The 13,804-nt window shown below is 49.8% G+C and carries 12 protein-coding genes and 1 pseudogene; 8 read left to right on the top strand and 5 right to left on the bottom strand.

The features are described 5' to 3' along the window. Window positions 1-24: 24 nt before the first annotated feature. Window positions 25-978: a transcriptional regulator LsrR gene (gene lsrR, locus K0335_RS02850; RefSeq protein ID WP_000154332.1), complete on the bottom strand. Its 954-nt coding sequence runs from the start codon at window positions 976-978 to the stop codon at window positions 25-27. 248 nt (window positions 979-1,226) lie between these two features. Here lsrR and lsrA point away from each other — a divergent pair, with 248 nt between their 5' ends. From lsrA to lsrG, 6 genes are read left to right on the top strand one after another with little or no spacing between them, the layout of a single operon-like run. Beyond that, window positions 1,227-2,762, top strand: coding sequence for an autoinducer 2 ABC transporter ATP-binding protein LsrA (gene lsrA / locus K0335_RS02845; protein WP_104919772.1), 1,536 nt, complete (start codon window positions 1,227-1,229; stop codon window positions 2,760-2,762). Beyond that, complete coding sequence (lsrC, locus tag K0335_RS02840) at window positions 2,756-3,784, top strand: autoinducer 2 ABC transporter permease LsrC (protein ID WP_021552079.1); 1,029 nt, start codon at window positions 2,756-2,758, stop codon at window positions 3,782-3,784. Before lsrA ends, lsrC begins: the two co-directional genes overlap by 7 nt. Next, window positions 3,784-4,776, top strand: coding sequence for an autoinducer 2 ABC transporter permease LsrD (gene lsrD, locus K0335_RS02835; protein WP_104919771.1), 993 nt, complete (start codon window positions 3,784-3,786; stop codon window positions 4,774-4,776). Before lsrC ends, lsrD begins: the two co-directional genes overlap by 1 nt. 11 nt (window positions 4,777-4,787) lie before the next feature. Then, window positions 4,788-5,810 (top strand): autoinducer 2 ABC transporter substrate-binding protein LsrB, encoded by a 1,023-nt coding sequence (gene lsrB / locus K0335_RS02830; RefSeq protein ID WP_104919770.1) that lies wholly within the window; start codon window positions 4,788-4,790, stop codon window positions 5,808-5,810. A gap of 26 nt (window positions 5,811-5,836) precedes the next feature. Further along, complete coding sequence (lsrF, locus tag K0335_RS02825; protein WP_000774184.1) at window positions 5,837-6,712, top strand: 3-hydroxy-5-phosphonooxypentane-2,4-dione thiolase; 876 nt, start codon at window positions 5,837-5,839, stop codon at window positions 6,710-6,712. Between the two features lie 23 nt (window positions 6,713-6,735). Next, complete coding sequence (gene lsrG / locus K0335_RS02820; RefSeq protein ID WP_000558527.1) at window positions 6,736-7,026, top strand: (4S)-4-hydroxy-5-phosphonooxypentane-2,3-dione isomerase; 291 nt, start codon at window positions 6,736-6,738, stop codon at window positions 7,024-7,026. A 68-nt stretch (window positions 7,027-7,094) separates the two neighbouring features. On the opposite strand, the pseudogene tnpA reads toward lsrG, so the two are convergent. After that, a pseudogene (gene tnpA / locus K0335_RS02815) lies at window positions 7,095-7,527 on the bottom strand (IS200/IS605 family transposase). Window positions 7,528-7,534: 7 nt separating this feature from the next. Between tnpA and K0335_RS02810 the strand changes: the two are divergent. Then, window positions 7,535-8,743: an RNA-guided endonuclease TnpB family protein gene (locus K0335_RS02810; protein ID WP_000826398.1), complete on the top strand. Its 1,209-nt coding sequence runs from the start codon at window positions 7,535-7,537 to the stop codon at window positions 8,741-8,743. A gap of 88 nt (window positions 8,744-8,831) precedes the next feature. Next, entirely contained in the window at window positions 8,832-9,590 is a 759-nt protein-coding gene (tam, locus tag K0335_RS02805; RefSeq protein WP_104919769.1) for a trans-aconitate 2-methyltransferase, read from the top strand. 3 nt (window positions 9,591-9,593) lie between these two features. On the opposite strand, the gene K0335_RS02800 is transcribed toward tam, so the two are convergent. The 3 genes from K0335_RS02800 to K0335_RS02790 form a co-directional block, all read right to left on the bottom strand. Continuing rightward, entirely contained in the window at window positions 9,594-10,508 is a 915-nt protein-coding gene (locus K0335_RS02800) for a bestrophin family protein (RefSeq protein ID WP_104919768.1), read from the bottom strand. A 195-nt stretch (window positions 10,509-10,703) separates the two neighbouring features. Further along, window positions 10,704-12,155, bottom strand: coding sequence for a tagaturonate reductase (gene uxaB / locus K0335_RS02795; RefSeq protein WP_000854649.1), 1,452 nt, complete (start codon window positions 12,153-12,155; stop codon window positions 10,704-10,706). A gap of 148 nt (window positions 12,156-12,303) precedes the next feature. Beyond that, window positions 12,304-13,722, bottom strand: a complete 1,419-nt coding sequence (locus K0335_RS02790; protein ID WP_001182147.1) for a diguanylate cyclase — start codon at window positions 13,720-13,722, stop codon at window positions 12,304-12,306. Window positions 13,723-13,804: the final 82 nt, after the last annotated feature.

Here is a 13,804-nt window from a genome sequence, read left to right as displayed (position 1 = left end):
TCCCGGTAATAAGGTCATGCAAATTTAACCACGTAAAATCGCCGCTGCTGTGTCCTGATCGGTAACCAGTGCGTTGATATAGCCGCCTTTCATTGCAGCGGCAATTGCTTCGGCTTTATTTTCTCCCCCTGCCACGCCGACCCGGACGGGAATGGTCTTCAGCGCGCTTAAAGGTAAGCCAATCAGTTCGTTATGTATTTTAATATCCGTGACAACGTCACCTTTTGCATCAAAAAAGTAGCCTAAAATGTCGCCAACCGCCCCTTTTCGGCCAATCATTAACTGTTCGCCCTGACTGATATAACCGGAGCGAATGATCGTAGCATCATCTTGTTGACTCACGGCACCAATGCCGACAATCGCCACATCCGCAGCTTGCGCGGCCAACAGGACATCTTTGACGCAGTTTTCATTTTTTAGCGTTCGGGCAATGTCAGCGGAGGATGCCCGCAACGGAGCCGGAATGATGTTGACGCTGCACGCCGCATTAAGTTGTCCGATACCCGTCATATAAGAACCGACACCACCGGAGAGCGTGACCAGGCGAATTTGCTGTGACGAAATAAAACCACTTAAGCGTTGCAGCGTATTCATGGTTGCCTCGCCAAAACCAATCGCCAGCATCTGCTGTGGTTGAAGTAAACTCATCAACATATGCGCCGCGCCTATCCCCAGGCGCCCGCCGATATCAGCATCCGCAAGTCCAGGAATCACCCGGACATGTTGCAGCGAAAACTGACGACGTAATTGTGTTTCATGTTCCAGACAGCCTTCAAAGCGAGAATTAATCTGCACGCGAATAATGCCGGACTGATGCCCTTTCTCCAGCAATCGCGATACTTTCAAACGCGTTAGCCCGAGGCGATCGCTAATCTCGCTCTGGGTCAGCCCGTCGTGATAGTAAAACCACGCGATCCGCGCCACCTGTTCTTCTTCACACATTCCCTGTTCTGAAATTGCCGAATCGTTGATTGTCATAATTCATTCTTCACTTTGAACATATTTAAATCTTTAATGCAATTGTTCAGTTCTTGCGCGTTTATATCTGTGATAGCCACCACAGTTTGGTCAAACAGCAATGAACAAACGCAACCATAAAAATCAAAATAGCATAAATTGTGATCTATTCGTCGGAAATATGTGCAATGCCCACCTAAGGTTATGAACAAATTAAAAGCAAAAATACATTTGTTCAAAACTCACCTGTAAAACTGAACGGGGGAATTATGCAAACGAGTGATACCCGCGCGTTACCGCTACTTTGCGCCCGCTCGGTTTATAAACAGTATTCAGGGGTTAATATCCTGAAAGGCATCGATTTTACGTTGCATCAAGGTGAGGTTCATGCCCTGCTCGGCGGTAACGGCGCGGGTAAATCGACGCTAATGAAAATCATCGCCGGTATTACCCCCGCTGATAACGGCACGCTGGAGATTGGTGGCAATAGTTACGCCAGATTAACGCCAGTTCATGCTCATCAGTTGGGGATTTACCTCGTTCCCCAGGAACCCTTGCTCTTTCCAAGTCTGTCGATAAAAGAAAACATTCTGTTTGGTCTGGCAAAAAAACAGATCTCCATGCAAAAGATGAACAACTTGCTGGCAGCGCTGGGCTGCCAGTTTGATCTCCATAGTCTGGCAGGCTCACTGGATGTTGCCGACCGCCAAATGGTGGAAATCCTGCGCGGTCTGATGCGCGATTCGCAAATTCTCATTCTCGATGAACCTACAGCGTCGCTTACCCCTGCGGAAACCGAACGCTTGTTTAGCCGTTTACGGGAACTGCTCGCCACTGGCGTGGGTATTGTTTTTATCTCACATAAACTGCCGGAAATTCGCCAAATTGCCGATCGTATTAGCGTGATGCGCGACGGAACTATCGCGTTAAGTGGCAAAACCTGTGAGCTGTCTACCGACGACATCATTCAGGCCATCACGCCAACAACGCGGGAAAAATCCCTCTCAGCCAGTCAAAAGTTATGGCTGGAGTTAACCGGCAACCGTCCACAATATGCCGCCGGAACGCCGTTGCTGACGCTGGAAAATGTGACTGGCGAAGGTTTTATGAATGTTAGCTTGACGCTCAATGCCGGAGAAATACTGGGGCTGGCTGGGCTTGTGGGTGCCGGACGTACGGAACTGGCTGAGACACTATATGGTTTACGCACTTTGCGTGGCGGATGCATTATGCTGAATGGTAAGGAGATCAATAAATTATCTACCGGAGAACGTTTACTGCGCGGTCTTGTTTATTTGCCGGAGGATCGCCAGTCATCCGGATTGAATCTCGATGCCTCGCTGGCCTGGAACGTTTGCGCCCTGACCCACAACCTTCGTGGATTCTGGGCGAAAACTGCGAAAGATAATGCCACACTGGAACGTTATCGTCGGGCGCTGAATATTAAATTTAACCAATCTGAACAAGCTGCACGGACATTATCCGGTGGCAACCAGCAAAAAATCCTGATCGCCAAGTGTCTTGAAGCCTCGCCGCAAGTATTGATTGTCGATGAGCCGACGCGCGGCGTTGATGTTTCGGCCCGTAATGATATCTACCAGCTGCTGCACAGCATCGCCGCACAAAATGTGGCTGTGCTGCTTATCTCCTCTGATCTGGAAGAGATCGAACTTATGGCAGATCGCGTATATGTGATGCATCAGGGCGAAATTGCCCACTCTGCACTGACCGGACGCGATATTAATGTCGAGACCATTATGCGCGTTGCCTTCGGCGATAGTCAGCGTCAGGAGGCATCATGCTGAAGTTTATCCAGAACAACCGTGAAATCACGGCACTGCTGGCGGTGGTGTTGCTGTTTGTATTACCCGGTTTTCTCGACCGCCAGTATTTAAGTATGCAAACGCTGACCATGGTTTATAGCAGCGCGCAAATCCTGATCCTGCTGGCAATGGGCGCGACGCTGGTGATGCTCACGCGCAATATCGATGTTTCGGTAGGTTCGATTACCGGAATGTGCGCAGTGCTGTTGGGAATGTTACTGAACGCGGGGTATTCACTACCTGTTGCTTGTGTCGCGACTTTACTGCTTGGTTTGCTCGCGGGATTTTTCAACGGTGTCCTGGTCGCGTGGCTAAAGATCCCTGCCATTGTTGCCACGCTCGGTACATTAGGATTGTACAGGGGCATCATGTTGCTGTGGACTGGCGGTAAATGGATTGAGGGATTACCCGCCGAACTGAAACAACTCTCCGCCCCGCTGCTGTTTGGCGTTTCAGCAATTGGTTGGTTGACGATAATTCTGGTGGCATTTATGGCCTGGCTGCTGGCGAAGACGGCGTTTGGACGCAGTTTTTATGCCACGGGCGATAATTTGCAGGGCGCTCGTCAACTGGGCGTTCGTACGGAAGCCATTAGGATTGTGGCATTTTCGTTGAACGGCTGCATGGCGGCACTGGCGGGGATTGTGTTTGCTTCGCAGATCGGTTTTATTCCCAACCAGACCGGTACCGGGCTGGAGATGAAAGCGATTGCAGCCTGCGTGCTGGGCGGTATTAGTTTGCTCGGCGGTTCCGGTGCGATCATCGGTGCGGTACTCGGCGCATGGTTCCTGACGCAGATCGATAGTGTACTGGTGCTGTTGCGCATTCCGGCATGGTGGAATGATTTTATCGCGGGCCTGGTTCTGCTGGCGGTGCTGGTGTTTGATGGACGCCTGCGTTGTGCGCTGGAACGTAATCTACGGCGGCAAAAATATGCCCGCTTTATGACGCCACCGCCATCCGTTAAACCCGCTTCGTCAGGTAAAAAACGGGAGGCCGCGTAATGCGTATTCGCTACGGCTGGGAACTGGCCCTTGCCGCACTGCTCGTTATTGAGATTGTCGCATTTGGTGCAATTAACCCGCGGATGTTAGATCTCAATATGTTGCTGTTCAGCACCAGTGACTTTATCTGCATTGGCATTGTCGCCCTACCGCTGACGATGGTGATTGTCAGTGGCGGGATCGATATTTCGTTTGGCTCGACCATCGGCTTGTGCGCCATTGCATTAGGCGTACTGTTTCAAAGCGGCGTGCCGATGCCGCTGGCGATTCTTCTGACCTTTCTGCTCGGCGCATTGTGCGGGCTGATTAACGCCGGATTAATTATCTATACCAAAGTTAACCCGCTGGTGATTACGCTTGGCACGCTGTATCTGTTTGCCGGAAGCGCTCTGCTGCTTTCCGGGATGGCCGGAGCGACGGGGTACGAAGGTATTGGTGGATTCCCGATGGCGTTTACAGATTTCGCTAACCTGGATGTGCTGGGACTTCCCGTTCCGCTGATTATCTTTCTGATATGTCTCATCGTTTTCTGGCTGTGGCTGCATAAAACCCATGCCGGACGTAATGTGTTTTTGATTGGACAAAGCCCGCGCGTGGCGCTTTATAGCGCGATTCCGGTTAACCGCACCTTATGTGCACTCTATGCCATGACGGGGCTGGCGTCTGCGGTCGCCGCCGTGCTGCTGGTTTCGTATTTTGGTTCTGCACGCTCCGATCTCGGTGCGTCGTTTTTGATGCCCGCCATCACCGCCGTGGTGCTTGGTGGTGCCAATATTTATGGTGGCTCAGGTTCGATTATCGGCACTGCCATTGCGGTTTTATTAGTGGGATATTTGCAACAAGGTTTGCAAATGGCAGGAGTGCCAAATCAGGTGTCCAGCGCCCTTTCCGGCGCGCTGCTTATCGTCGTTGTCGTAGGTCGTTCCGTTAGCCTGCATCGCCAGCAAATTAAAGAGTGGCTGGCGCGCCGGGCCAATAACCCATTGCCATAAAGGATATCTTCATGACACTTCATCGCCTTAAGAAAATCGCCTTACTTAGTGCCCTTGGCATTGCCGCAATTTCTGTGAATGTACAGGCCGCCGAGCGTATTGCTTTTATTCCCAAACTGGTTGGTGTGGGATTTTTTACCAGTGGCGGTAATGGTGCTCAACAAGCTGGTAAAGAGCTGGGTGTTGATGTGACCTACGACGGGCCGACAGACCCCAGTGTTTCTGGTCAGGTACAGTTAATTAATAACTTCGTCAACCAGGGGTATAACGCCATTATCGTCTCTGCGGTTTCGCCCGATGGCTTGTGTCCTGCGCTGAAACGTGCGATGCAGCGTGGAGTGAAAGTACTGACCTGGGATTCTGATACCAAACCGGAATGCCGCTCTTACTACATTAACCAGGGAACGCCAACCCAGTTGGGAGGGATGTTAGTGGATATGGCGGCGCGTCAGGTGAATAAAGACAAAGCCAAAGTCGCGTTTTTCTACTCCAGCCCCACTGTTACCGACCAGAACCAGTGGGTGAAAGAAGCGAAAGCGAAAATCGCCAAAGAGCATCCAGGCTGGGAAATCGTCACTACGCAGTTTGGCTATAACGATGCCACTAAATCGTTACAAACCGCGGAAGGAATATTAAAAGCCTATAGTGATCTCGACGCTATTATCGCTCCCGATGCCAACGCCCTGCCCGCTGCCGCGCAAGCCGCAGAAAACCTGAAAAATGACAAAGTTGCAATTGTGGGATTCAGCACACCAAATGTGATGCGTCCGTATGTCGAGCGCGGCACAGTGAAAGAATTTGGCCTGTGGGATGTGGTGCAGCAAGGCAAAATTTCGGTGTATGTCGCGGATGCATTATTGAAAAAAGGTGCAATGAAAACGGGCGACAAACTGGATATTCAGGGCGTAGGTCAGGTGGAAGTTTCGCCAAATAGCGTTCAGGGCTATGACTACGAAGCGGACGGTAATGGCATTGTACTGTTACCGGAGCGCGTGGTTTTCAATAAAGAGAATATCGGCAAATACGATTTCTGATGTGCATTACTTAACCGGAGTACGTTATGGCAGATTTAGACGACATTAAAGATGGTAAAGATTTTCGCACCGATCAACCGCAACAAAATATTCCTTTTACCCTGAAAGGTTGCGGTGCGCTGGATTGGGGAATGCAGTCACGCTTATCGCGGATATTTAATCCGAAAACGGGTAAAACCGTAATGCTGGCCTTTGATCATGGTTATTTTCAGGGGCCAACTACCGGACTAGAACGCATCGATATAAATATCGCCCCACTGTTTGAACATGCCGATGTATTGATGTGTACGCGCGGTATTTTACGCAGCGTGGTGCCTCCGGCGACCAATAAACCGGTGGTGCTACGGGCGTCAGGTGCAAACTCTATTCTGGCGGAATTAAGCAATGAGGCGGTGGCGTTATCGATGGATGACGCCGTACGCCTGAACAGTAGCGCGGTGGCGGCGCAGGTTTATATCGGCAGCGAATATGAACATCAGTCGATCAAAAATATTATTCAACTGGTCGACGCCGGAATGAAAGTGGGTATGCCGACCATGGCCGTGACTGGCGTGGGCAAAGATATGGTGCGCGATCAGCGTTATTTTTCACTTGCTACTCGTATTGCTGCTGAAATGGGCGCACAGGTAATCAAAACCTATTATGTCGATAAAGGCTTTGAACGGATTGTTGCCGGATGCCCGGTGCCAATTGTTATCGCTGGCGGCAAAAAATTACCGGAGCGTGAGGCGCTGGAAATGTGCTGGCAGGCTATCGATCAGGGCGCTTCTGGTGTGGATATGGGGCGTAATATTTTCCAGTCTGACCATCCGGTGGCGATGATGAAAGCCGTACAGGCGGTGGTACACCATAACGAAACGGCTGATCGGGCATATGAACTCTATCTGAGTGAAAAACAGTAACTGCGGATTTAAGGAGAAGAATTATGCACGTTACACTGGTTGAAATTAACGTTCATGAAGACAAGGTTGACGAGTTTATCGAAGTTTTTCGCCAGAACCACCTGGGCTCGGTACAGGAAGAAGGCAATTTGCGCTTCGATGTCTTACAGGACCCGGAAGTGAATTCGCGCTTTTATATCTACGAAGCCTATAAAGATGAAGACGCAGTGGCGTTCCATAAAACCACGCCCCACTACAAAACCTGTGTCGCAAAACTGGAATCTTTAATGACCGGGCCGCGTAAAAAACGTCTGTTCAATGGATTGATGCCGTGAGGCGAATTTATCCGGTGCGCCGTAAAACCCCGTCCTTCAGGGCGGGGATATAAGGCGCGGTTTTTCACCTAACCAGGTGTTTGCTGTTGTTCAATGTATTGGCGGATGACGGATATTGGCGCACCTCCGCAGCTACTGGCAAAATAGCCAGGACTCCACAAAACGCCTTTGTAGTAATACCTGACTGCAATATCTGGTCGATCTCGTCGCAGTAACCTTACTCGATACGCCTTTGAGGCTGTTTACCAGACTGGATATCGCCAGTTTGGGAGGATAGTTAATTAACAAATGGACGTGATCTGGTTCGCCATCCATTTCAACCAGTTCAGCTTCAAAATCAGCACATACATTTGAAAAGTAAGTGCGTAGTTTTTCTATCGCGTCATGGTCAAAAATCTGGCGTCGGTATTTGGTGACAAAGACCAGGTGAACATGCATCAGGAAAACACAATGCCTTCCACGCCGGATATCGGTTTCTTTTTTCATAGACCAAAGTATCATTTGACCTGTGAAACGATTACAGGCATTTAAATTCCAGTTAAGACCAGGTGGTCAACAGGAGTGTGAAATGAGGCGCTTCGCAGGCGCATGTCGTTTCGTTTTCAATCGTGCTCTGGCACGTCAGAATGAGAATCATGAGGCCGGTAATAAATACATCCCTTACGGGAAAATGGCTTCCTGGCTGGTTGAGTGGAAAAACGCCACTGAAACGCAATGGCTTAAAGATTCGCCCTCACAGCCATTGCAACAGTCACTGAAAGACCTTGAGCGGGCTTACAAAAACTTCTTCCAGAAGCGGGCTGGTTTTCCCCGATTCAAAACGCGGGGACAGAATGATGCATTCCGCTACCCGCAGGGCGTTAAGCTCGATCAGGAAAACAGCCGTATTTTTCTGCCAAAACTTGGCTGGATGCGCTACCGGAATAGCCGTCAGGTCACGGGGGTTGTGAAAAATGTCACTGTCAGCCAGTCCTGCGGTAAGTGGTACATCAGTATTCAGACAGAAAGTGAAGTATCCACTCCGGTTCACCCTTCAGCATCAATGATCGGGCTGGATGCTGGCGTGGCTAAACTCGCCACGCTGTCAGATGGCACAGTCTTTGAGCCTGTAAACAGTTTTCAGAAAAACCAGAAGACGCTGGCGAGACTTCAGCGACAGTTAAGCCGCAAGGTCAAATTCAGCAATAACTGGCAGAAGCAGAAACGCAAAATACAGCGACTGCATTCCCGTATCGCAAATATCCGCAGGGACTACCTTCACAAAGTCACAACGACCGTCAGCAAAAACCACGCAATGATAGTCATTGAGGATTTGAAGGTCAGCAACATGTCAAAGTCAGCAGCGGGTACGGTCAGCCAGCCGGGGCGCAATGTCCGGGCAAAATCAGGTTTAAACCGTTCGATACTGGATCAGGGCTGGTATGAAATGCGCCGCCAGCTTGAGTACAAGCAGCTCTGGCGTGGCGGTCAGATGCTTGCTGTTCCGCCAGCGTACACAAGCCAGCGTTGCGCGTACTGTGGTCATACAGCGAAAGAAAATCGCCTGTCACAAAGTCAATTCAGGTGTCCGGCGTGTGGATATACAGCGAACGCTGATGTGAACGGCGCTCGTAACATTTTAGCGGCGGGGCACGCCGTTCTTGCCTGTGGAGGGATGGTGCAGTCAGGCCGCCCGTTGAAGCAGGAACCCACCGAAATGATTCAGGCGACAGCCTGAACGTAGCAGGGATCCTCGTCATTCAGGGCGTGGAGGATGTCAACAGTTTTATCTACACTAGGGGTAAGGCGCTGACGGGAGTATAAAAATGTCTGACTGGAACCCCTCTTTATATCTGCACTTTGCCGCTGAACGATCGCGTCCGGCGGTGGAGCTGCTTGCCAGAGTGCCGCTGGAGAATATCGAATACGTTGCCGATCTTGGCTGTGGCCCAGGTAACAGCACCGCCCTTTTGCATCACCGTTGGCCTGCTGCCAGGATAACGGGCATCGATTCGTCTCCGGCGATGATTGCCGAAGCGCGCAGTGCTCTTCCGAAATGTCAGTTTGTGGAAGCAGATATCCGCAACTGGCATCCGAAACAGACGCTCGATCTGATTTTCGCAAATGCCTCGCTGCAATGGCTGCCCGACCATTACGAACTGTTCCCTCATCTGGTTTCGTTACTCAGTCCGCAGGGCGTGCTGGCGGTACAAATGCCGGATAACTGGCTGGAGCCTACCCATGTGCTCATGCGCGAAGTCGCCTGGGAACAAAACTACCCGGATCGCGGGCGTGAGCCGCTGGCTGGCGTTCATGCTTACTACGATATTTTGAGTGAAGCCGGATGCGAGGTCGATATCTGGCGAACCACTTACTATCACCAGATGCCGTCGCACCAGGCGATTATTGACTGGGTGACCGCCACTGGATTACGTCCGTGGTTACAGGATCTGACCGAGAGCGAACAGCAGCATTTTCTTACGCGCTACCATCAGATGCTGGAAGAGCAGTATCCACTGCAAGAGAACGGACAGATACTGCTGGCATTTCCGCGTCTGTTTATTGTTGCCCGGCGTACGGAGTAATTATTACGTCAGCTGGTAATGACGATCGGGAAGAATTTTCGCTGGAATTTCTGCTTCATCGTTCATCTGTAACAGGTCAATTTCAATGGCATTGCAGATGGCATCCAGCGGTAAATCATTGTTTTCAGTACCGAACGGATCTTCCAGCTCTTCCGCCAGACAATCCAGCGAAATAAAAGTGTAGGAAATCAGCACAGAGATAAATGGCGTCATGTAATGCAGGTCCACGACCAGCGCGAACGGCAGCATGATACAAAACAGATACACGGTACGATGCAAAATCAGGGTGTAGGCAAAAGGAATTGGCGTATAGGCAATACGCTCACAGCCTGCCAGAACCGCCGAAATATCGTTGAGCCGATCGTTAAGACTAATAAACAGGATATCTGAAAGCTGTCCATTGCGTCGCTGAACCGCCAACCACTCCCCCATTATCAACAAGATACGGTTAGCTGGAGAGTTGGCTGCCAGTACTCGCTGAAGATCTTCAGTCCGGAGATACCGCGCCAGCATTTCCTCTTGTGGCTGTTTTCGTAATGTCATACGTAAACAGTGGGCAAAGGCGATTTGCAGCCGGGCAAACTCCCTTACACTTGCCAAATCCGGCAATGTCGTTTTTACCTCACGCAGTAACGACCGAGAGGCAATCATCAACTGTCCCCAAAGTTTTCGCGCTTCAACATAACGGGCGTAACCGGCGTTATTACGAAAACCAAGGAAGATGGCGATGGCGACACCGAGAATGCTGAATGGTGCGAGGGTAAATTTAATACCCAGATGCGTGTACCAGGGCAGCATGAAAATAACGGCAGTAGAAAAGAGAAAATTAAGTAGTAAGCGTGAGGATATCTTGGATAATACTGAACCGTGCCAGACAAAAATACGGCGCAGCCAGTGTTGTTGTGGACGAACAATCATGGTTATCTTCAGGCGTTGAAAAATCGCCCTATTAAACGTGATTACGATCACATTCTCAAGATTCTATTCACAAATTATCTATAGGATACAACATTAACAGGTGTTACATATGGCACCAGGTTATGATAAAGGTATATGGGATGTTGTAACTAATACGGATCGGTAAAAAACCCGGTCGAAACCGGGTTCAGAGTATTAGCACAACGGGCGTACCGCTTCACGCATTCCTTTTTCGAGAATCGCATCCAGGTCATTAGCAACCAGCTCGACCAGACCAGGCACTTGCGTCAGGTCCTGCTCCCAATGGTCTTTTTCTGCCAACACTATAGCAACCAGTTCCTGGGTACCGATAACACCGTCACGATGCTGGCTCCAGAGTTGCTGATAACGTTCCAGCCAGTGCGCATCGTCCTGTACCGGATATGTTTCTCCATTACGCTCACCGCGATAGAACGCAATCAATGCTGCTAATGCGAAAGTGAGACGCGCCGGAAGTGTGCCGTTTGCCTTCTGCCCTGCCAGCAGCTGCGGCAGGATGCGGGTGCGGAACTTAGTCATACCGTTGAGCGCGATAGACAGCAGCTGATGCTTAATGTACGGGTTACGGAAACGCCCGGTGACTGCACTGGCGAAAGATTCCAGTTCTTCACGAGGCAGATCCAGTACCGGAATAATCTCTTCATAGATGGCTTTTTCAACGAATGCGCAAATTTCAGCATCGTTCATCGCTTCACCTACGGTATCCAGTCCTGCCTGGAACGCCACCGGCACCAGTGCGGTGTGTGCACCGTTGAGGATTGCCACTTTGCGCTCTTTATACGGTTTAATATCGTCAACAATCAGCACGTTGAGTGGATATTTGTCCAGACGCAGTTCAGTCGCTAAGGATTTCGGCCCCTGAATCACAAACAGGTAAAAGTGTTCAGCGGTGTCGAGGAAACCATCGTGATAACCCAGCTCTTCTTCCAGTTTGGTCACTTCATCACGCGGATAACCGGTAACGATACGGTCCACCAGCGTAGAACAGAAGCTGTTAGCCTGATCCAGCCATTGAATAAATGCTTCTGGTAGTGCCCATTCCTGTGCATAGCGCAGCACCAGTTCACGCAACGCGTCGCCATTGTAGTCAATCAACTCACACGGAATGATGATCCAACCTTTATCCTGCGCTCCGTTGAAATGGCTGAAACGTTCAAACAAGAGGCGGGTCAGTTTTGCCGGATAGCTTACCGCTGGTGCGTCATCGAATTTATCGCCCGCATGGTAGCTGATACCCGCTTCGGTAGTGTTAGAGAAAACAAAGCGCATTTCCGGGTTGTGCGCCAGTTTCAGGAATTCATCGTATTCACTGTAGACGCTGATTTCACGATTAACAGAGCGAATCAGACGCGCGTCGCTGACCGCTTCACCCTTCTCGTTCAGGCCACGGATAATAGTGGTGTAAAGACCATCCTGCGTACTCAGTGACGGCGGGAATGAAGTTTCAATCGGACGAACAACGACCACGCCAGAATTCAGATCTGTGTGCTCATTCAGGAGATCGATTTGCCAGTCAACAAAGGCGCGCAGGAAATTACCTTCACCAAACTGAATGATACGTTCTGGATACTGTGCACCGGGAAAATCGCGACGATTTAGTGTTTTCACAATGGGTTCCCTTCTGATTAGTCATACAACCTGTTTGAATTGGTACGACAGGTTAGCAAACTTTAATACAACGAACCCCTGTTTTGATCAAATGATGATGACAATTCCTACACTTAACGACAAAACGTGCAGTTGATCACATAAGTTGTCAGACAGCCTTTTGTTGATAATTCATAGCGCTGGTGCGATTACGGCCCTCTTTTTTCGAGCGATACAGACACTCATCTGCTTCCACCATCAACTTATCAAAGACTTCCGTCAGTGTTTCGAAGCGCGTTGCCCCACTACCAATACCAATACTCACTGTCAGATAGAGTGTTTTCTGCTGCCAGTCGAAAGGATGTAGCGCCACCGCTTTACGGATTTTCTCTGCCAGCAGCAAACCTTCCTGGGCATTAAGCGATGGTACGACAACAGCAAACTCTTCACCGCCCATGCGCGCCACCAATCCTTGATTGCCCACTATCTTTTGCACGTGTTTCGCAAAAACACTCAATACTTTATCGCCACACTCATGCCCGAAACTGTCGTTAATGCTTTTGAAGTAATCAATATCAAGCAACATTACCGTTATATGTTGCGTGCCACGCAGCTCGGTTTTTTTAAGCGCTTCATATAATCCTGAGCGCGAATAGACCTGCGTCAGAAAATCAAAATCAGCCCGCTGCGCCACCTGTTTCATCAGTGAGTTGATGGCCGCCACACTAAAGGAAACCATAATCGGGCAGATGGCCATCGTGGCAATCCCCAAACGAGCGGAAAACATTTGCGGAATAGAGAATGGTGAAGCCACAGCAATATTGATCACGGAGTTTGCCACCAGCACAATTTCGACAGCCCCCGTAACAAACGTCAGCAGACAAGTCACCTGTGGGGTATAGCGCACAGCACACCAGATCAATGCGGGCAATGGAAACGCCAGACTCCCTGCTCCGCCAATCACCACCGAGGCTATAACCGAAATGATCAACGCCACTATCGGCATTAGTTGTTCAGCTTTAAATCGGGGAACAATTCGCGGGAGCGCCAGCGTCAACATACACGGCACAATAAGAACGCCAGTAGAAAATTGCTCACTAAACCAGTCTGCCAACAAAGGACCAAATGAGAGTGAATCGATACTGTCAGAACCAATGGCCCCCACCAGCGCACATAACAAGGCAGCAATCAGGCAATAATTAAATAAACGTAATGCACTGACTGGTTCGTATTTATTTTTACCCAATTGCTTATCGCGTGCGACTAATCGTGCAACGGTAATAATAAATACCATATTGGACAGATTGATAACGATCGACACCCACCCCCATTGCGTTGTCATCGCATCATAAACCAGCATCGCGACATAGCTGACAGCGTAATAATGAAGTCGGTTAAGCCAGACATAGCGAGCAAACACCCCTGCCATCACGCCGTTCAACGGCCAGAAGAGCGAGAGTTCATGAACAAGACGAAGTTTGGCACCGATAAAATAAAAAAGTGTCGTCAACGCAAATATGACAAAAGCGTTACGTAATGAATTATCTTCCTTGAACAAACGGAAAATGGGGGTATGGTCAGGTTGCATTAAATTGCTATCCATATAATTGCGACAGGCAATTATCTCAGGCTAATGAGTAAATTCTCATAAAGGATAGCATGTTCATAGC

This window comes from Escherichia sp. GZ89 (assembly GCF_019366485.1).
In the GTDB taxonomy this organism is placed as follows: Bacteria; Pseudomonadota; Gammaproteobacteria; order Enterobacterales; family Enterobacteriaceae; genus Escherichia; species Escherichia fergusonii.
This window is presented reverse-complemented; position numbering and strand designations above follow the sequence as displayed.

Bases quoted from the DNA above. Each gene is read 5' to 3' on its own strand.
- lsrD (WP_104919771.1), top strand. From the start codon at position 3,784: ATGCGTATTCGCTACGGCTGGGAACTGGCCCTTGCCGCACTGCTCGTT.
- lsrA (WP_104919772.1), top strand. From the start codon at position 1,227: ATGCAAACGAGTGATACCCGCGCGTTACCGCTACTTTGCGCCCGCTCG.
- K0335_RS02790 (WP_001182147.1), bottom strand. From the start codon at position 13,722: ATGCAACCTGACCATACCCCCATTTTCCGTTTGTTCAAGGAAGATAAT.
- tam (WP_104919769.1), top strand. From the start codon at position 8,832: ATGTCTGACTGGAACCCCTCTTTATATCTGCACTTTGCCGCTGAACGA.
- lsrG (WP_000558527.1), top strand. From the start codon at position 6,736: ATGCACGTTACACTGGTTGAAATTAACGTTCATGAAGACAAGGTTGAC.
- lsrR (WP_000154332.1), bottom strand. From the start codon at position 978: ATGACAATCAACGATTCGGCAATTTCAGAACAGGGAATGTGTGAAGAA.
- lsrB (WP_104919770.1), top strand. From the start codon at position 4,788: ATGACACTTCATCGCCTTAAGAAAATCGCCTTACTTAGTGCCCTTGGC.
- K0335_RS02800 (WP_104919768.1), bottom strand. From the start codon at position 10,508: ATGATTGTTCGTCCACAACAACACTGGCTGCGCCGTATTTTTGTCTGG.
- lsrF (WP_000774184.1), top strand. From the start codon at position 5,837: ATGGCAGATTTAGACGACATTAAAGATGGTAAAGATTTTCGCACCGAT.
- lsrC (WP_021552079.1), top strand. From the start codon at position 2,756: ATGCTGAAGTTTATCCAGAACAACCGTGAAATCACGGCACTGCTGGCG.